General features: G+C 60.5%; 16 protein-coding genes and 1 tRNA gene. 6 read left to right on the forward strand and 11 right to left on the reverse strand.

What is annotated here, in order from left to right; genetic code table 11:
• Positions 1-38: 38 nt before the first annotated feature.
• The 8 genes from ispG to BLT66_RS21675 all read right to left on the reverse strand — a co-directional run bounded on the left by ispG (position 39) and on the right by BLT66_RS21675 (position 7,868).
• A complete protein-coding gene (ispG, locus tag BLT66_RS21640) occupies positions 39-1,316 on the reverse strand; it encodes a flavodoxin-dependent (E)-4-hydroxy-3-methylbut-2-enyl-diphosphate synthase (protein ID WP_255407033.1) in 1,278 nt (425 codons plus the stop codon).
• Entirely contained in the window at positions 1,316-2,197 is an 882-nt protein-coding gene (locus tag BLT66_RS21645) for a helix-turn-helix domain-containing protein (RefSeq protein WP_176955132.1), read from the reverse strand. The genes ispG and BLT66_RS21645 overlap by 1 nt, the downstream gene beginning before the upstream one ends.
• Positions 2,190-3,065, reverse strand: a complete 876-nt coding sequence (gene pilW, locus BLT66_RS21650) for a type IV pilus biogenesis/stability protein PilW (protein WP_092761080.1) — start codon at positions 3,063-3,065, stop codon at positions 2,190-2,192. The genes BLT66_RS21645 and pilW overlap by 8 nt, the downstream gene beginning before the upstream one ends.
• 3 nt (positions 3,066-3,068) lie before the next feature.
• Positions 3,069-4,217: a dual-specificity RNA methyltransferase RlmN gene (gene rlmN / locus BLT66_RS21655; protein WP_092761082.1), complete on the reverse strand. Its 1,149-nt coding sequence runs from the start codon at positions 4,215-4,217 to the stop codon at positions 3,069-3,071.
• A gap of 18 nt (positions 4,218-4,235) precedes the next feature.
• Positions 4,236-4,661, reverse strand: a complete 426-nt coding sequence (gene ndk / locus BLT66_RS21660; protein ID WP_092761084.1) for a nucleoside-diphosphate kinase — start codon at positions 4,659-4,661, stop codon at positions 4,236-4,238.
• Positions 4,662-4,793: 132 nt separating this feature from the next.
• Entirely contained in the window at positions 4,794-6,131 is a 1,338-nt protein-coding gene (locus BLT66_RS21665) for a pseudouridine synthase (RefSeq protein WP_092761086.1), read from the reverse strand.
• Positions 6,132-6,139: 8 nt separating this feature from the next.
• Positions 6,140-6,796, reverse strand: coding sequence for an SMC-Scp complex subunit ScpB (gene scpB, locus BLT66_RS21670; RefSeq protein ID WP_092761088.1), 657 nt, complete (start codon positions 6,794-6,796; stop codon positions 6,140-6,142).
• A gap of 133 nt (positions 6,797-6,929) precedes the next feature.
• The gene (locus BLT66_RS21675; protein WP_092761346.1) at positions 6,930-7,868 is read right to left on the reverse strand and encodes an RluA family pseudouridine synthase; all 939 of its coding nucleotides are present in this window, start codon (positions 7,866-7,868) and stop codon (positions 6,930-6,932) included.
• Between the two features lie 83 nt (positions 7,869-7,951).
• On the opposite strand from BLT66_RS21675, the gene BLT66_RS21680 reads away from it, so the two are divergent.
• The gene (locus tag BLT66_RS21680) at positions 7,952-8,758 is read left to right on the forward strand and encodes an outer membrane protein assembly factor BamD (protein ID WP_092761090.1); all 807 of its coding nucleotides are present in this window, start codon (positions 7,952-7,954) and stop codon (positions 8,756-8,758) included.
• Here BLT66_RS21680 and BLT66_RS21685 read toward each other — a convergent pair.
• Both BLT66_RS21685 and BLT66_RS21690 read right to left on the reverse strand, forming a co-directional pair.
• The gene (locus tag BLT66_RS21685) at positions 8,727-10,736 is read right to left on the reverse strand and encodes an ATP-dependent DNA helicase (RefSeq protein ID WP_092761092.1); all 2,010 of its coding nucleotides are present in this window, start codon (positions 10,734-10,736) and stop codon (positions 8,727-8,729) included. The genes BLT66_RS21680 and BLT66_RS21685 overlap by 32 nt on opposite strands.
• Positions 10,736-10,939: a YdcH family protein gene (locus BLT66_RS21690; protein WP_092761094.1), complete on the reverse strand. Its 204-nt coding sequence runs from the start codon at positions 10,937-10,939 to the stop codon at positions 10,736-10,738. The genes BLT66_RS21685 and BLT66_RS21690 overlap by 1 nt, the downstream gene beginning before the upstream one ends.
• A gap of 128 nt (positions 10,940-11,067) precedes the next feature.
• Here BLT66_RS21690 and BLT66_RS21695 point away from each other — a divergent pair, with 128 nt between their 5' ends.
• From BLT66_RS21695 to BLT66_RS21715, 5 genes are all read left to right on the forward strand, one after another.
• The gene (locus BLT66_RS21695; protein ID WP_092761348.1) at positions 11,068-11,823 is read left to right on the forward strand and encodes a PP2C family protein-serine/threonine phosphatase; all 756 of its coding nucleotides are present in this window, start codon (positions 11,068-11,070) and stop codon (positions 11,821-11,823) included.
• Positions 11,824-12,550: 727 nt separating this feature from the next.
• Positions 12,551-13,138, forward strand: coding sequence for a GGDEF domain-containing protein (locus BLT66_RS21700; protein WP_176955133.1), 588 nt, complete (start codon positions 12,551-12,553; stop codon positions 13,136-13,138).
• Between the two features lie 142 nt (positions 13,139-13,280).
• Positions 13,281-15,044 (forward strand): sensor histidine kinase, encoded by a 1,764-nt coding sequence (locus BLT66_RS21705; RefSeq protein WP_176955134.1) that lies wholly within the window; start codon positions 13,281-13,283, stop codon positions 15,042-15,044.
• Between the two features lie 143 nt (positions 15,045-15,187).
• Positions 15,188-15,598: a response regulator gene (locus tag BLT66_RS21710; RefSeq protein WP_092761100.1), complete on the forward strand. Its 411-nt coding sequence runs from the start codon at positions 15,188-15,190 to the stop codon at positions 15,596-15,598.
• A 4-nt stretch (positions 15,599-15,602) separates the two neighbouring features.
• Positions 15,603-16,949, forward strand: a complete 1,347-nt coding sequence (locus BLT66_RS21715; protein WP_092761102.1) for a sigma-54-dependent transcriptional regulator — start codon at positions 15,603-15,605, stop codon at positions 16,947-16,949.
• A 59-nt stretch (positions 16,950-17,008) separates the two neighbouring features.
• Here BLT66_RS21715 and BLT66_RS21720 read toward each other — a convergent pair.
• Positions 17,009-17,083, reverse strand: a tRNA-Val gene (locus BLT66_RS21720).
• Between the last annotated feature and the right edge of the window lie 7 nt (positions 17,084-17,090).

The raw sequence follows: 17,090 nt of genomic DNA on the forward strand, positions 1-17,090 counted from the left end.
AAATATGCGCCAGAGGCCGATTTGATGCCCAAATTTGGCTACGCGGTCACATGCGCGCCAAAGCGCTTGGCGATGTAGTTTTCGACGATCACCTGGAATTCCTGGGCAATGTTGTCGCCGCGCAGGGTCACGCTTTTTTCACCGTCGATGTACACCGGCGCGGCCGGCGCTTCGCCGGTGCCGGGCAGGCTGATGCCGATGTCGGCGTGCTTGCTCTCGCCCGGGCCGTTGACGATGCAGCCCATCACGGCCACTTTCATGGCCTCCACGCCCGGATACTGCTTACGCCAAACCGGCATCTGCGCGCGCAGGAAGTCGTCAATCTGCTTAGTCAGTTCCTGGAACGTAGTGCTGGTAGTGCGGCCACAGCCCGGGCAGGCGGTGACGCTGGGCACAAAGCTGCGCAGGCCCAGGGCCTGCAGGATTTCCGACGCCACCACGACTTCTTGGGTACGCGCTTCGCCGGGCTGCGGCGTCAGCGAAACCCGGATGGTGTCGCCAATGCCTTCTTGCAGCAACACGGCCAGGGCGGCGCTGGAGGCCACCGTGCCCTTGGTGCCCATGCCGGCTTCGGTCAGGCCCAGGTGCAGCGCATAGCGGCAGCGCTGCGACAGCGCGCGGTAGACCGAGATCAGGTCCTGCACGCCACTGACCTTGCAGGACAGAATGATTTGCTCGGGCGGCAGACCCATGGACTCGGCCAGCCGGGCTGATTCCACGGCGGAGGTGATCAACGCCTGGTACATCACCGGTTTGGCGTCCCAGGGCACGGCACGGCGGCTGTTTTCGTCCATCAGGCCGGCCAGTAGCTCCTGGTCCAGGCTGCCCCAATTGACGCCGATGCGCACGGCCTTGTTCCAGCGCACCGCGGCTTCGATCATCTGGCCGAACTGGCGATCGCGCTTGTCACCCTTGCCCACATTGCCGGGGTTGATGCGGTACTTGGACAGGGCCTCGGCGCAGGCCGGGAACTCGGTCAACAGGCGGTGGCCGTTGTAATGGAAGTCGCCGACCAGCGGCACGTCGATGCCCATGCGGTCCAGCTGTTCGCGGATATAGGGCACCGCTTGGGCGGCTTCGGGCGTGTTGACGGTGATGCGCACCATCTCCGAGCCGGCCAGGGCCAGCTCTTTCACCTGGATGGCGGTGCCGATGGCATCCACCGTGTCGGTATTGGTCATGGACTGCACGCGCACCGGGGCGTCGCCGCCCACGGTCACATCGCGCGCACCCCAGCGCACATGGGCCTGGTAGCTATTGCGCACGCGGGGGGCGGCGGCATCCACCGGGGTCAGGAAGTCCATTGCGTCGTCCATCATTTCACCTCGAAACGGGCCACGTGGTCTTTGGCAAAAGGCAGCATGTCGAAAGGCTGGCCACGCACCTGCAGCTGCACCGCATCGACCCGGCCGACCACCACCGCCAACGGCAAGGTACCGGCCACTTCGACCACCTCACCCGGGGCCAGAATACGGCCCAGCGAGACGACGCCCTTGGCATCGGTTACCTTGACCCAGGATTCGGCCTTGGCGGTCAGCACCGCAGCAGCAGCCGACACGGCCACCGGCGCACTGGCCGCCACCACGGCAGGAGCAAGCACCGGCGCAGAAGCCACCGCAGCGGGTGCCGCAGGCACAGCCGAGACGGGTTCGGCCAGCGGCACCGAGGCGTCTGGCGCAGGCATGGCGGCCACAGGCCCATCCGCCACCTCGCCACCGGGCGCCAAGACTGCAGTTGGTTCGGGCGCCTGGGGCCACAGGGCCACGGCTACAGCGCCCAGCAACAGAGCCGCAACCGCCAGCACGGCCGGGTTCCGCAGCTGCGAGCGGAACGAGAGGCGCGGGCCGGAGCCCGGCGGGCGAAACGGTGTGTTCATGGCCGGGGCTTCGGCGCCCAGACGCGATGCGCCAGTGGGCGGCAGATGTTCAAGCACCGGTGCGGGATCGATCTTTAGGTTGCGGCACACGCTGGCGGCCAAGGCGCGCGCAAAGGTCAGGTCGGGCAACAAATCCATGCGGCCAGCCTCCAGCGCCTCCAGTTTGGACACCGGCACCTTGAGCGATACGGCCAAGGCCGCAACGTGCAAGCCCGTCGCCTCACGCGCCTGGCGCAAATATTGTCCGGCCTGCACAGCGGAATTCACTGCATCCGACGCCGGTTGCAGCGCCCCACCCTCCAGCCCCACTGGCTCACTCATCAAATGCACCTCTTTCATAGGCCGCCAATTCACGCGATTGGCCATAGCGTTTTCTCAATTGTTCTACCAACTGCTGCATGGCCTCGCGGTTTTCCATGCGGCGCTCGACCTTGATGCCCAGCCACAGGGACTCGGCGTTGGCCAGTTCGGAATTATTCAACCGGCGGATGTAGAACTGGGCGCGCAGCCATTCGCCGCGCTGGTACAGCAGGGTCGCCAAGTTGTAGCCGGTGATCGGGTTGCCTGCATCCAGCTCGTAGGAACGCGACAAATTACGTTCCGCCTCGGGCAGCAGGCCGGCGCGTTGCTGGCACAGGCCTTGGGCCATCAGGGTCTTGGCCCGGCCGCCATAGGTGGGGTTGGCCAGCGCCTGCTCGAACATCTGTATCGATTCAGGGTAGCGGCCCTGCTGGCACATGAGCCAACCGTAGTTGTGCAAGGTATTGGGTTCGCGGGGATTCAGGGCCATGGCACGGCGGAAGCTGTCTTCGGCCAGACGCATGTCGTTGAGGCGCAGGTAGATCAGGCCGCGCAAATTGAAAGCATCCGCAAAAGACGGGTCCACCGCCAGCGCCTGTTTCAGCTCGTCCAAAGCCACTGTGGTCTGGCCTTGTTCAAAATAAGCCACCGCCAGCTGCATGCGGGTGCGGGCACGCTTGCGGGCCTCGGGCTCGTCAGACTCGGTGAGCAACTCGCCTTGTGCAATCGGTGCAGTCACCTGCCGCGGCGTCGGCGTGCTATTTGTCGTGGCGCTGGAAGACGAAGTCGTGGTTGTGGTGGTCGTCGTAGTACAGCCCTGCAGCCAGGCCAGCACCGACACACAGGCGAACAAACGAACCAACGCACCGATGTGCAGAAAATTTTGCATGCCTCAAGCCCCTTTGGATACTTCGACCACTGGCGGAACCTGCGCCATCATCACAATGCGTTGCTGGGCCATGCGCTTGACCACCTGGGTGCGGTCTTTCACATCACCGGCCAGCTGACCACACGCAGCATCGATATCGTCACCGCGGGTCTTGCGCACCGTGGTCACAATGCCCGCATCACTCAGCATCTTGGCGAACGCCGTCACCCGGGCCATGGGCGAACGCAGCAAGCCCGATGCGGGAAAGGGGTTGAATGGAATCAGGTTGAACTTGCACCATACGCCGGGCCGGCGGTGCTGCTGCACCAGGGCAATCAGTTGCTGGGCATGCTCGGGCTGGTCATTCACACCATCGAGCATGCAGTATTCAAAGGTAATGAAATCGCGTGGCGCGTTGGCCAGATAGCGGTTACACGACTCCAGCAACTCGGCCAGCGGATATTTCTTGTTCAACGGCACCAGGTTGTCGCGCAGCGGGTCGTTGGGTGCGTGTAGGGAGACCGCCAAGGCGACCGGGCAATCCTGGCCCAGGCGGTCGATCATGGGCACCACGCCCGAGGTGGATACGGTGACCCGGCGGCGCGACAGGCCGTAGCCATGGTCATCCAGCATGACCTTGAGGGCTGGCACCAGCGCGTTGTAATTCTGCAAGGGCTCGCCCATGCCCATCATCACCACATTGGAAATGACGCGGTCCGGGGTATTGAGGTGCTTACGTAGAAAGTGTTCGGCAAACCAGAGCTGCGCAAGAATTTCACCGGTGGTGAGGTTGCGGCTGAAACCTTGGTGGCCGGTAGAACAAAAGCGGCAGCCGACTGCGCAACCCGCCTGGGACGAGATACACAGCGTGCCACGGTCGTCTTCGGGAATGAAAACCGCTTCCACGGCATTGCCATCGCCCACATCGAACAACCATTTGATGGTGCCATCGGCAGACTCATGCTGGCTGATGATGGGCAAGCCCTGCACATGGGCACTGGTGGCGAGCTTGCCACGCAAGGACTTGGCCAGATCACTCATCTGGTCAAACTCGGTGGCGCCGCGTTGGTGGATCCAGCGGAACAGCTGGGTGGCGCGGAAGCGCTTCTCACCGAGCCGTTCGCAAAACGCGGCCAAGCCGTCGAGGTCAAATTCGAGCAGGTTGGCCGTCATTGCATACCAGCGCTGGATTTAGCGGGAGTAAACGTTCAGACCGGCGAAGAAGAAAGCGATTTCTTCCTTGGCGGTTTCAGCAGCGTCAGAGCCGTGCACAGCGTTGGCGTCGATGCTGTCAGCGAAGTCAGCACGGATGGTGCCGGCGTCAGCCTTCTTGGGATCGGTTGCGCCCATCAGGTCGCGGTTCTTCAGAATCGCGTTTTCGCCTTCCAGCGCCTGGATCATGACGGGGCCGGACACCATGAAATCGACCAGATCCTTGAAGAAAGGACGGGCTTTGTGCACAGCGTAGAAAGCTTCGGCTTCGCCGCGCGACAGATGGGCCATGCGTGCAGCGATGACCTTCAGGCCAGCAGCTTCAAAACGGGCGTAGATTTGGCCGATAACGTTCTTGGCAACGGCGTCGGGCTTGATGATGGAGAGAGTGCGTTCGATAGCCATAATTTTTTCCTGAAAATTCTGAAATTGGGATTTTTTGAAATTTTGCCAACTAAGCAAAGCCTGCGAGTTTAACCCGGCAGCATGTCCACTTTGCGAACAGGCCCGTAGTCACGGGCGATTGGCGCTATTCTTTTAACGGCTGCGCCCACCACTGCGGCGCTGCCCGCCGTTACCGCCACCGCCAGAACCACCGCCACGCCGTGGTCCGCCCTGGTTCGATTCTTTGCGCTGGCGGGTGAAGCTATCGGCACCAATGTAGCCAAAAGCGGTTTTCATGGGATCGGGCTGGGCGCCGCCAGGCGCGCGGTCCGCCGGGTCTTTGCGACCTTGGCCACGGCCTTTGCCGCCAATCTGGTTGGTGACCAGAGGGTTGGGGCCGGCAGGCGCGTTGACACCCGATGGACGGGGACCGCGGCCACCCGTATTGCGGCCACCACGGGTACGGTTAGGCGCCGGCCGGACATCGGCAGGGTTGGACGGGCGGCGGCTTGGGGCGCGTGCCTGGCGCGGAACCTCGTCAAACTCACTCGCTGGGGCCTTGTTGGCCGCCTGCACCAGGGCCTGAATATCGCGCTCATCCAACTCCATCCATCCACCGCGCTTGAGACCGCGTGGCAACAGCATGGCGCCGTAGCGGATGCGGATCAGACGGCTGACCGCATGGCCCACCGCCTCCAGCATGCGCCGGACCTCACGGTTGCGCCCTTCGGAGATAGTTACGCGGTACCAGCAATTGGAGCCCTCGCCACCACCGTCTTCGATGCTGCCAAAGGATGCCATGCCATCATCCAGCTGGACGCCGTCGAGCAAACGCTGCTTTTCTTCCTTGCTCAGCGCACCCAGTACCCGCACCGCGTATTCACGCTCCAGCCCGAAACGCGGATGCATGAGCTGGTTGGCCAATTCGCCCGAGCTGGTAAACAGCAGCAGGCCTTCGGTATTCAGATCCAGTCGACCTACCGACTGCCATTTGCCTTGGTACAGCTTGGGCAAGCGGCGGAATACGGTGGGCCGGTTCTGCGGATCGTCATTGGTAACCACCTCGCCCACGGGCTTGTGGTATGCAATCACACGTGCCGGCGGTGGGTCGATGCGGAAACGCACGGGCTTGCCGTTCACCTTGACCGAGTCGCCAAACTGGACGCGTTGGCCAATGTGGGCAGGTTCGTTGTTGACCGAAATCCGGCCTTCCAGAATAAGTTGCTCCATCTCCAGCCGAGAACCCATGCCCGCCTGTGCCAACACCTTGTGCAGCTTGGGGCTTTCCGCCTGGGGCGCGAGTACACGCTTCAAGGGCGCCAGATCGGCTATTTCTTCGTCGGCATCGAACTGCCCAGACACCACATCCAGGAAACGGTTCACGGAATCACCCTCAGCGGCCGGACCAGGGGACGGGGGGATCGACAGCCCAGCATCGGCTTGGTCATCGGGCGCAACAAGCGGAGCAGGATCAATAGGGGTGTTATGCATGGGGTGGCCTAGTTAGCTAGCGGGGAATCACCGGTCTCGGTAGATGCCTCAGGTGAAATGGGTGGAATATCGGGTGAATCAGGCGCCGAAGTATCTGCAAGCGGAGCAGGATCTTCCAGCTGGGTCAAGGAAGCCAGCAGCTCAGCGCGCTGGACCGGGTCATCCGCCAGCGGCAGCTGGTCCAGCGAAGACAGGCCCAAATCGTCCAAAAACTGGCGGGTCGTAGCAAACAAGGCAGGGCGCCCCACGGTTTCGCGGTGGCCGATCACCTCAATCCAACCCCGATCTTCCAGTTGTTTGATGATCATGGCACTGATGGTGACGCCACGGATCTCTTCCATGTCGCCCCGCGTCGCCGGCTGGCGGTAAGCGATGATCGCCAAGGTTTCCAAAGTGGCGCGGCTGTAGCGTGGCGGCTTTTCAGGATGCAGACGGTCCAGGTACTCGCGCATTTCGGGGCGGCTTTGAAAGCGCCAGCCCGTGGCCACGTTGACCAGCTCGACACTGCGCTGGGCCCAGTCGTTTTGCAAGTCCAACAACAAGGACTTCACCGTGTCGGCACCCAAGGCATCCTGGAACAGCACGCGCATATCGCGCACAGGCAAGGGCTGCGGTGAACATATCAGCGCAGCTTCGAGGACGCGTTTGGCCTCTGCCGTATTCATGGTGTGGACTATCCCGGAAAAAGCGCCTTCAGCGGCGCGAAATCGACAGCGTGGGGTTTAAAGTGCAGCCAGCCCCAAGGGGTGTCGCAAAACCAGCGAGCGTCAGAACTACTGCCTGAGCCTCAAAACGCTTTCATCCATTGTAACTGAGGCCCCATAACGCCAGTGACTGGCGCATATCATCGGGCAAAGGTGCATGAAAACGCAAGGCAGCGCCGGTCATGGGATGCACAAATTCCAGCTGCGTCGCATGCAGCGCCTGCCGGGTCAAACCAACAGCAGGCGAGCCACCATACAAAACATCGCCGACCAAGGAATGTCCCGTCGACGCCATGTGGACCCGGATCTGGTGGGTACGCCCCGTATGCAAGGTACACCGCACAAAACAGCCCTGGTCGAAATTCTGCAGCAGCGCGATATCGGTCCGTGCGGCTTTTCCCGCATGCAGGTTCAAATCGACAGCTGCCATGCGCAAACGATTTCGCGGATCACGGCCAATCGGCAGCTCGACGCTGCGGGTTGCCGGTCCCTGCCAAGGCTTGTGCGCCAGCGCCAGGTATTGGCGGCTGACTTCGCGCGCAGCAATCAAGGCGACCAAGGCATCCATGGTGGCCCGGGTCCGCGCCACCACCATCAAGCCACTGGTGTCCTTGTCGAGCCTATGCACGATACCGGCACGGGGCAGCAATTGGGCCTGCACATCACGCGCCAGCAGGCCATTGAGCAATGTGCCACTCCAGTTGCCAGGCGCAGGATGCACCACCAAGCCCGCAGGCTTATGAATCACCCGCAAATACTCATCCTCGAACACCACATCCAGCGCCATTGCCTCTGGCTTAAACGCCTGGCTTTGCAGCGTGGGACGCAGCTCGATGCTGCCTGTGTCGCCTAAGCGCACTTTGGCAGAAGGCTTGCAAACCTGCTTTCCCTGCAGGGTCACCGCGCCGGATTCAATCAACTGCTGCAGGTAGTTACGAGAAAACTCCGGCACCAACTCGACCAGCGCACGGTCCAGCCGCGCGCCATGCTGTGCCTCGGGAATAAACAGCGGGCGAAGCTCGGACTCCACCATGTCGACGGCACTTTCCACCGCCTCTTCTGCCACAAGGTCGGTCGATATAATCAAATTGCTTAGTTTCAAGAAAGTAGCCAGTGATGTTGCGCTCTAGATTATCGGTGTTCCCCAGCTTGTGGATGGCCAGTTTGGCCGTCGTTTTATCGGCTTGCTCGACTGTGGCCGAAGACAAAACAGTCAATTGGAGCCCCAACAAAATTTATTCAGAGGCAAAAGACGAGCTCAATGCCGGCGCCTACGACAAGGCCGCCGGCTTGTTCGAGAAACTGGAAGGGCGCGCTGCAGGCACACCACTGGCACAGCAAGCCCAGCTTGAAAAGGCTTATGCACACTACAAGTCAGGCGATAAAGCCCAGGCTCTGGCCACGCTGGACCGCTTTCTCAAGCTACACCCCGCCAGCCCCGCACTGGACTACGCGCTCTACCTGAAGGGTGTGGTGAATTTCAACGAGGACCTCGGGATGTTCTCGTTCATAACCCGCCAGGACCTGTCGGAACGTGACCAGAAAGCGGCCAAGGAGTCGTTCGAAGCATTCAAGGAATTGAGCACGCGCTTCCCTGACTCACGCTACACCCCTGACGCGGTGTTGCGCATGACCTATATCGTCAACTCCTTGGCGCAGTACGAAGTGCATGTTGCGCGCTACTACTACACCCGCGGGGCCTATGTAGCAGCTATCAACCGTGCACAGGCCGCGTTGACCGATTACAGCAATGTGCCGGCGCTTGAAGAGGCTCTGTACATCATGGTGAAGTCTTATGAAGCTTTGGGCATGACACAGCTGCGTGACGATACCCAACGGGTACTGGCGCAAAACTACCCGCAAAGTGAATATGTCAGCCGAGGCTTCAAAGCTAAGGACTCGCCATGGTGGAAGCTGTGGTGAGCGCGCGCAGGTGCGCCAAGGCCAGCTGAAATTCGACTTCTGTCTTTAGCACCCGCATCGGCGGCAAGGCAGAACGCAAGCGTTTACCGTACCCCATCGTAACCAGGCGGGTGTCGCAGACCACCAGCATGCCCTGGTCTGATTCGTGCCTAATCAGGCGGCCGGCTCCCTGTTTTAGAGCGACTGCCGCTTCAGGCACAAAGTAGTCCATAAACGGACTACCTCCCAGGGACTCTATACGCCGGGTGCGCGCTTCCACCACAGGATCATTAGGCGGTGGAAACGGCAGCTTATCGATGATCACCATCTGCAAGCTGTCACCCGGCACATCCACACCCTCCCAAAAAGAGGCAGATGCCACCAGCACACAACCCGGCAAGCCATTGGACGCGCCTAGGCGAAGGCGCTCCATCAGCTGACGCTTTGGCCATTGCCCCTGCACCAATACTTCGATAAGCGGGTCGTCGGCAAAAGCGGCCTGCAAACTATCGCCAATCGCCCGCAAAGCCCGCAATGTGGTTGTGAGCACCATGGTGCGCCCTCCTAGATTGCGCACCGCCTCGGCCGCGAACACCGCAACCTGCGCGCTATGCGTTGGGTCATTGGGCTTGGGCAGCTGGCGCGGCACGTACAAAGTAGCTTGCGCAGCGTAATCAAACGGACTGTCAACGCGTAAACATATGGCGTCGGGCAGACCGCAGCGCTCGGTAAACCAGGTCAAACCTTCATCATCACCCAAGGTTGCCGAAGTGAACACCCAGGACTTGGAGGATGCAGATTCACTGCCATCCAGCAAACGGGTTTGTACTGCGCTCGCGATGTCCAGGGGTGATTCTGTAAGACGCAGTTGCGCCCCCACATCCAGCCAACGCACCGACTCTGGTGCACACGGATGGGCAAACTGCTGTGTGCGCTCAGCCAGTGCAACGGCCCGTTCGTGCAATCGCACGAAGTCTGGCGCCAGCTCGGTCACCGTATCCAAAGCCGATATAGCCTGCCGCAAGGACGCCGCCACATCGACCATGGCCTCATCCCATAGATCTTCAGACACGCCATCGGGCGCTGCGCCAGCCCAGCGTAACTTGGTACCCGCTGGCATGGAGCCCAACACCAGACGCAATTCGCGCGTGGCCCGCTCCAAAGCAAAAACCACATCTTGCCAAGCCACCAGGCCACGCGCCTGCTGCAGCCCTGCCGCCAGCACGTCTCGCCCAAAATCCAGCAGTTGCCCCGTACCGAGATGGTTACCCAAGAACTGCACACCAGTTTCGTTGAACTGGTGCGCCTCGTCGAAAATCGCGATCCGCGCGCTAGGAAGCAGCTCGGCCATGCCCGACTCACGCACCGCCAAGTCGGCAAAGAACACATGGTGGTTGATCACCACCACATCGGCAGCCAATGCCTCCCGGCGCGCCAAATTCACGTGGCAGGCTCGGAACTGAGGGCACTGCGCCCCCAGGCAGTTTTCACGCGTGGATGTAACCAGTGGCAGCAGGGAAGATCGTTCGTCCAGATCAGAAAGCTCGGCCAAATCCCCTGTTCGGGTGGACTGCGACCACCGCTCAATTTGGGCCAGTATCGGTAGTACTGCCGCAGCCAAAGGCGTACCCATGCGGGCCTGCCCCATCCTGTGCAGGCACAAGTAGCTGCCACGCCCCTTGAGCAAGGCGGTACGCAACACCAGACCCAAGGCCTGCAGCAGCCCAGGCAAGTCCCGTCCAAACAACTGGTCTTGCAATGTTTTGGTGGCAGTGGATAGCAACACCCGCTCGCCACTCAGCAGTGCAGGCACCAGATAGGCAAATGTCTTACCGACGCCTGTACCCGCCTCAACCACCAGTACACCGCCCTCCTCCACGGTACGGGCAACCGCCAGCGCCATGTCCAGCTGCCCTTGTCGCGGGGCGAACTGTGGCGTCGTCCGAGCCAAGGCCCCGAGCGGAGAAAACGCTTCAGCGACCTGGCGCTGCAAATCCATCAGGCGGGCTCTTTGGGATCAAGCGCAATTTCCAGGCGAGAAATCCTGTCACGCAATGCCAAACGCCGCTTCTTCAGACGCTGCAGCATGAGCTCGTCCAAGGGCATATGCTCGACCAACCGGTCTATGGTGGCATCCAGATCTGCATGCTCCATGCGTAGCTCTATCAAATGGCGTTCTGGTGAGTGGAGGTTGACGTTCAAGGCAGCAATCTGTGGCGAAGGGGGCCGTCTTGCCCCGTAGATGACGGGATAATGCGGATATTCAAATGGGTGTTCGCATTATCCGCGGACACGTTCCCTGCGCCAACTACCCAACGAAGCATCTCACCATGACTCCAGGTTTCAGGATTACGGCTTCTACCGGACTACACAAGGGTGATCGGGAGTACCAACAGGACCAATTGATCCTGTTAAGCCATGCCCGAGTGACTGGCTGTGTGCTCGGCGTCATTGCCGATGGCATGGGTGGACGCAGCGGCGGACGCAAAGCATCCGACCAGGTCATGATGACGGCCAAGCAACTGTTTGAGCGCTTCGACCCCTATGCCGACGATGCGACGGCCATGCTTAAACATATCGTCGCGGAGGCGCATCTGGTCATCAAGCTAACTGCGATTTCCGCCGAGGAGGAGCCCCATAGCACTGCGGCTCTGTTCCTCATCATGCCCACAGGGCAATGCTATTGGGCCCACACGGGCGACTCACGCATTTACCACTACCACAAAGACAAGCTGCTGAAACGCACGCTGGACCACTCTTACGTGCAAACCTTGGTGGAGCGCGGGGAAATCACCGCGGAAGAGGCCAATAGCCACCCCGACTCCAACATCCTTCTGGGCTGCCTGGGCACCGAAGCCGACCCACCCATCGACGTACACATGCAGCCGCAACTGCAAGCCGGCGACGCGATTATGGCCTGCAGCGACGGGGTATGGCATTACTTCACCGAAACCGAATTGGGCGCGGTGCTGTCGGGTATGTCGGCCCGGGATGCTACGGGGTTTTTAATCGAAAAGGCCCGGTCCAGGGCACGTGGCACTGGCGACAACCTGTCGCTGATCGTGATCAATATCTCCGAGCTTTAAGCGGCCGCCGCAGCCGCGGCAGATCGTTCAACGAAACAGCTTGAACCCGGGCAGTTGGCCCCGGGCCGCCTGCTCACCCGCGTCCAGCTGTCGGTCTTCACCGACAGTGCAACCCCATGATTCCATTGGGATTTTTGCTTCGCCTGGCAAAGCATGTCGGTGAAAGCAGACAAGTTGCACCTGGAAAAACACATTACGCCTTTGATTTCATTGCATATTTTCATTGGCACGCATCTTGAGAAGTAAAGCCCATCTGGCAAAGGCTTAAAGCTTTCAAACGGCATTTTCACAATATGAGCCACCCATGCCAGACCTGGAGCGATAGCTCCTTTTGTTAGAGCATGCAGGTCTAAGGGCCCGCGTATTTCAAGAACAGGTGTGTGAGATGTTGATTGTTTTAAACCTCGTGGTCGTGGCATTGGTTTTTGTCTTGGTACTGGCGATTGCCGCTGCGGCCTCCCCGCCGCCCACATCCTCTACCTCGTCAAGCCTATTACGAAGCTCGCAACAGTCTGGCAGCCGGTCCGGGGAGGAAGTCCCTCCAGCGCATGACTCCCCGCTGGTCATCGCAGCAGGCTTGCAGTAGGCCATGCTGGCCGAGCCAAGCTGGCCCACAGGCACGCATACTTGGGCGGATAGCATGAAAAATTGGCGCTATGCGGACAGCAGCACGCCGCATGCTCCCAGCATCAACAAACATGGTGTTTTTGGCCACCGGGAAACTGACATGCCAGACACCGTGCAGCTGGAGAAACTCGTAGCCCAACGCACAGCGGAGCTGGAAGAAATCATTGCGCAATTGCGCAACCGCCAGCAGCAGTTGGAAGCCCAACTCCACCATGACGAATTGACGGGGCTGGCCAATCGCAAGTTGCTACAAGACCGCTTCCATTGCGCAATGGAGCGGGCCAAACGCAACGGTGATTGCTTTGCGGTCCTGATGGTCGATCTGGACGGGTTCAAGGCCATCAACGACCACTACGGGCACGCGGCTGGCGACACGGTTCTGGTGGCGGTGGCCCGCCGCCTGCAGGCCTCGGTGCGAACTTGCGACACAGTGGCGCGGCTTGGCGGCGATGAGTTTGTGCTGCTGGTAGAAGCCGTCCGCGATGCCAAGGAAGTAGCCTTGGTCAGCCGCAAATTGACACGCATCTTGTCTCAAACCATTCAGCTGGACTGCGGCACCGCGGTATCGGTGGGCGCCAGCATCGGGCTGGCTCTATACCCGGGGGACGGACCGGACTTCGCACACGTGCTGTGTGTTGCCGACCGGGCCATGTACAGCTGCAAGAACACCCACAGGATGCGACTGTAAAACCATGCCGATCGCCAAACAACCAGTCCAGCGCCGCATAATGCTTTCCAGTGGAAATCGCCGACTTGCCGTGGGCAAGCCGTTCGCTGCAACAGTGATCACCCCAGTCACCCGCACTCCTACCGAGCACCCATCCGCCGCCATGCTCTCTGACGCTGACCTGCACACCCAGCTCAAACTGCTGCAACAGCAGCACCAGGCCTTGCAAGCAGACTATCGGGATTTGCAGGCCGAAAAGCAAAAACAGGAAACCTCCGCCGACCTCTGGCTCAAGCAACGCACGCGTGAACTGCAAGCCGAAGCACTGGAGCAAAAAAAGGCCGAAACACTTCAACGGGTGTTCTACCGTATTGCCGAGCGCGCTGCAGCAGATTTGTCGTTCTACGACTTCCTGCATTCCGTCCATAGCTTGCTGGGTGAATTGCTGTATGCCAAGAATTGCTACGTCTGCCTGTACGACGCGCAAAAAAACCTGAAGGACTTTCCCTACTACGTGGACGAACGCGATGGCGACACTCTTCAGCGCAGCAACGTACCCTATCGCCGCGGCTTGACAGAATTCGTGCTGAGCACAGCCCGCCCCCAAATCATCAACGCCAAGCGGCTCCAGGTCTTGCAAGCGTCCGGCGAAGTGACCGAAGGCAGCGGCGACATGAGCTTCTCCAGCTGGCTGGGTGTACCCATGCACATCCGTGGAGTTGTGGGCGGCATCCTGGCCGTACAGGGCTATGAGCCTGGCATTGAGTACAGCGCCTCCGATGCAGACATTCTTTCCTTCGTGGCCAACCATGTCAGCAGCGCAATTGAGCGCTACCAGGCTTTGGACGAGCTGCGTAAGTCCGAGGAACGCTACCGCACCGTGATCGAAAACGTAGGCGTCGGCGTGGTAGTCATACAGGACAGCCGCATGGTATTTGCCAACCCCAGTCTGGTGCGCATCGTGGGCCATCCGCTCGACTATCTGCTATCTAACCCCTTTACAGCCGCAGTACACCCCGAAGATGTGCCCGCCATGCTGGACCGGCACCAGCGTCGGCTGCGCGGAGAAAATGTGGAGTCGTTTTACGGCTTTCGGGTCATCACCCAGCAAGGCGAAGTGCGCTCCCTGGAGCTGTCGGCCGTCAAGATCGAATGGAGCAAACGCGACGCCACCCTGCTCTTCGTGGTAGACGCCACGGCACGCCTGCAGGCCGAGCAGACGCAGCGCCTGACTTTGCAAAAGCAGTCAGAGCTCAACGACATGAAGTCGCGCTTCATTTCTGTAGCTTCTCACGAGTTCCGCACACCTCTAGCAATCATCCTCTCCTCAGCAGAACTGCTCAAATACTACGGCGACCGCTTGCCAGAAGCCGAAAAATCCGAGGTCATCGGCACCATCGAGAATGGTGTGCAGCGGATGACGCGCATGCTCGACCGGGTGCTATTGCTGGGCAAGGCAGAAGCGCAAATGCTGGAATTCCAACCCCGCGAACTCAACCTCGCAGCACTGTGCAGGAGCATGGTGGAGGACGCCCGCACCCAACAGCCTAAAGCCCCGTGCAGTATGGAAACCCACTTCACCGACATGCCGGCCGCCGGCCTGTTCGACGAAAAGCTGCTGCGCCACATATTTGGCAACCTTCTGTCGAATGCCATCAAATACTCACCGCAGGGCGGCACGGTCAGCTTTCGCGTCTTCCCACAAGACCAACATATGGTGTTTGAAGTGGCGGACCAAGGCATAGGCATTCCCGCCGAAGAAATCCCCCATCTGTTCGAACCCTTCCACCGCGCCAGCAATGTGGGCGACATCCAGGGCACCGGCCTGGGCTTGGCGATCGTCAAAAATGCCGTGGACTTGCACAAAGGCAGCATCCAAGTCAGCAGCTCTGCGCAACATGGCACCTGCTTCTCAATCCGGATTTAAGGCTAAGGCGACGTAATCCGCCTCAAAGGCGCGCTATAAAATGAAACCGAGAAAGCAAGCATGGCGTGAGTAACGACGTTGAGCGACTACGGAAACGCCAGCACAGCCATTTTTCGTAGTCCATCTACACGCCCGGGGGAAGCATGGCGCGCATTCTGGTGATTGAAGACGAGGCTCCGATCCGCGGAAACCTGCTGCGCTTCATCCGGCTTGAAGGCTACGAAGCCGTAGAAGCCACGGATGGGCGCTCCGGCCTGCTGGCCGTACACGACCAACTGCCGGATTTGATTTTTTGCGACGTGATGATGCCCCAATTGAATGGCCTGGACCTGCTTGCTGCCATCCAGCGGGCACCGGCACTACGGCATATTCCGCTGATTTTTCTTTCGGCCAGTGCAGAACCAGAGTTGCTTGACGAAGCCCTGCGCCGTGGCGCCAGTGGCTACCTGACCAAACCCTTCAACTTCACGCAGCTGCGGGCGGTCCTGCAACAGCATCTACCACTTAGAGCGGCCGCTGGTAGCGCGCAGCCGACCAAGCTCGCGCTCGACTGAACATATGGCGCGCATCCTGATTGTGGACGACGACCCGGCCCTACTGCGGCTGCTGTCGCTGCGCCTGCACTACGAGGGACATACTGCCATAGAAGCCAGCAGCGGCATGCTGGCCCTGGCCAAACTGGACCTTGAGCTGCCGGACATGGTGATTACCGACCTGCGCATGCCCGGCATGGACGGGCTCGAACTCTTTGAAGCCGTGCACCGGCGCTATCCCCTGCTTCCAGTGTTGATGCTGACCGCCAACGGCACCATTCCCGACGTGGTGAAAGCCATGCAAAGAGGTGTGTTTGGCTACGTCACAAAGCCGTTTGAGGGCGTAGACCTGATGCGCGAAGTAGAACGGGCGCTGGCCGTGTCATCGGCATTGGGTGCCGACATGCCTGCCGACGGCAAGGGCGAGTCCTGGCGCGAAGCCATCGTCACGCGCAGCCCGCGCATGGAAAAACTGCTGGCCGAGGCACGCCTGATGGCCCAAAGCGATGCGTCGGTGCTGATCCATGGCGAAAGCGGCACTGGCAAAGAGCTGCTGGCGCGTGCTCTGCATGCGTCCAGCGCGCGCCGCCAGGAGCCGCTGGTGGCGGTGAACTGCGGGGCCATTCCTGAAAACCTGGTCGAATCCGAGCTGTTTGGCCACACCAAGGGCGCATTCACCGGCGCGGTGCGCGACAGCGTGGGGCTGTTTACCAGCGCCCACCGTGGCACGATCTTTCTGGACGAAATTGCCGACTTACCACTGGCCATGCAGGTCAAACTGCTGCGCGTGCTGCAGGAGCGCGAGGTCCGCCCGGTGGGCGCCGCCAAGTCGCACAAAGTGGATGTAAGGGTGATCTCCGCCTCCAACCGCCGGCTCGAAGACGAAGTGGCCGCCGGCCGCTTCCGCGAAGACCTGTTCTACCGCCTGAATGTGGTCAGCCTAACGCTGCCGCCGCTGGCCGAGCGCCGCGAAGACATCGCCCTGCTGGCCAACCATTTTATGCGCACCCTGTCACAACGCTATGCCAAAACCATCAGCGCTTTCGCGCCCGGCGGGCTGGAGCAGCTCAGCACCGCACCCTGGCCGGGCAATGTGCGCCAGCTGCAGAACGTGGTCGAAAAATGTGTGGTGCTGTGCACTGGGTCGCTGATTGCCGCCTCCCTGGTGCAGAACGCGCTGACCAGCCAGGGCGCCGAGCTCCTGCCGCTGGATGAGGCGCGCAAAGAATTCGAGCGCAGCTATCTGACGCAGCTGCTGAAGATCACCAACGGCAACGTGGCCCAGGCGGCCAAGCTGGCCAAACGCAACCGTACGGATTTCTATGCGCTGCTGGCGCGGCACGAGATCGAATCGGCACGCTTCAAAACCTGAAGCAACAACCCTGTGGGCAACAAAAAAGCCGATAAGTCTTGGACTTATCGGCTTTGATTTGGTGGGCGATGCAAGTTTCGAACTTGCGACCCCTGCAGTGTGAATGCAGTGCTCTACCCCTGAGCTAATCGCCCTGAATTC

The sequence above is a fragment of the Rhodoferax sp. OV413 genome (genome assembly GCF_900104385.1).
Lineage (GTDB): Bacteria > Pseudomonadota > Gammaproteobacteria > Burkholderiales > Burkholderiaceae_C > Rhodoferax_B.

Coding starts and splice junctions, on each gene's coding strand:
- ispG (WP_255407033.1), bottom strand. CDS start 1,316: ATGGACGACGCAATGGACTTCCTGACCCCGGTGGATGCCGCCGCCCCC.
- BLT66_RS21645 (WP_176955132.1), bottom strand. CDS start 2,197: ATGAGTGAGCCAGTGGGGCTGGAGGGTGGGGCGCTGCAACCGGCGTCG.
- pilW (WP_092761080.1), bottom strand. CDS start 3,065: ATGCAAAATTTTCTGCACATCGGTGCGTTGGTTCGTTTGTTCGCCTGT.
- rlmN (WP_092761082.1), bottom strand. CDS start 4,217: ATGACGGCCAACCTGCTCGAATTTGACCTCGACGGCTTGGCCGCGTTT.
- ndk (WP_092761084.1), bottom strand. CDS start 4,661: ATGGCTATCGAACGCACTCTCTCCATCATCAAGCCCGACGCCGTTGCC.
- BLT66_RS21665 (WP_092761086.1), bottom strand. CDS start 6,131: ATGCATAACACCCCTATTGATCCTGCTCCGCTTGTTGCGCCCGATGAC.
- scpB (WP_092761088.1), bottom strand. CDS start 6,796: ATGAATACGGCAGAGGCCAAACGCGTCCTCGAAGCTGCGCTGATATGT.
- BLT66_RS21675 (WP_092761346.1), bottom strand. CDS start 7,868: ATGGTGGAGTCCGAGCTTCGCCCGCTGTTTATTCCCGAGGCACAGCAT.
- BLT66_RS21680 (WP_092761090.1), top strand. CDS start 7,952: ATGTTGCGCTCTAGATTATCGGTGTTCCCCAGCTTGTGGATGGCCAGT.
- BLT66_RS21685 (WP_092761092.1), bottom strand. CDS start 10,736: ATGGATTTGCAGCGCCAGGTCGCTGAAGCGTTTTCTCCGCTCGGGGCC.
- BLT66_RS21695 (WP_092761348.1), top strand. CDS start 11,068: ATGACTCCAGGTTTCAGGATTACGGCTTCTACCGGACTACACAAGGGT.
- BLT66_RS21700 (WP_176955133.1), top strand. CDS start 12,551: ATGCCAGACACCGTGCAGCTGGAGAAACTCGTAGCCCAACGCACAGCG.
- BLT66_RS21705 (WP_176955134.1), top strand. CDS start 13,281: ATGCTCTCTGACGCTGACCTGCACACCCAGCTCAAACTGCTGCAACAG.
- BLT66_RS21710 (WP_092761100.1), top strand. CDS start 15,188: ATGGCGCGCATTCTGGTGATTGAAGACGAGGCTCCGATCCGCGGAAAC.
- BLT66_RS21715 (WP_092761102.1), top strand. CDS start 15,603: ATGGCGCGCATCCTGATTGTGGACGACGACCCGGCCCTACTGCGGCTG.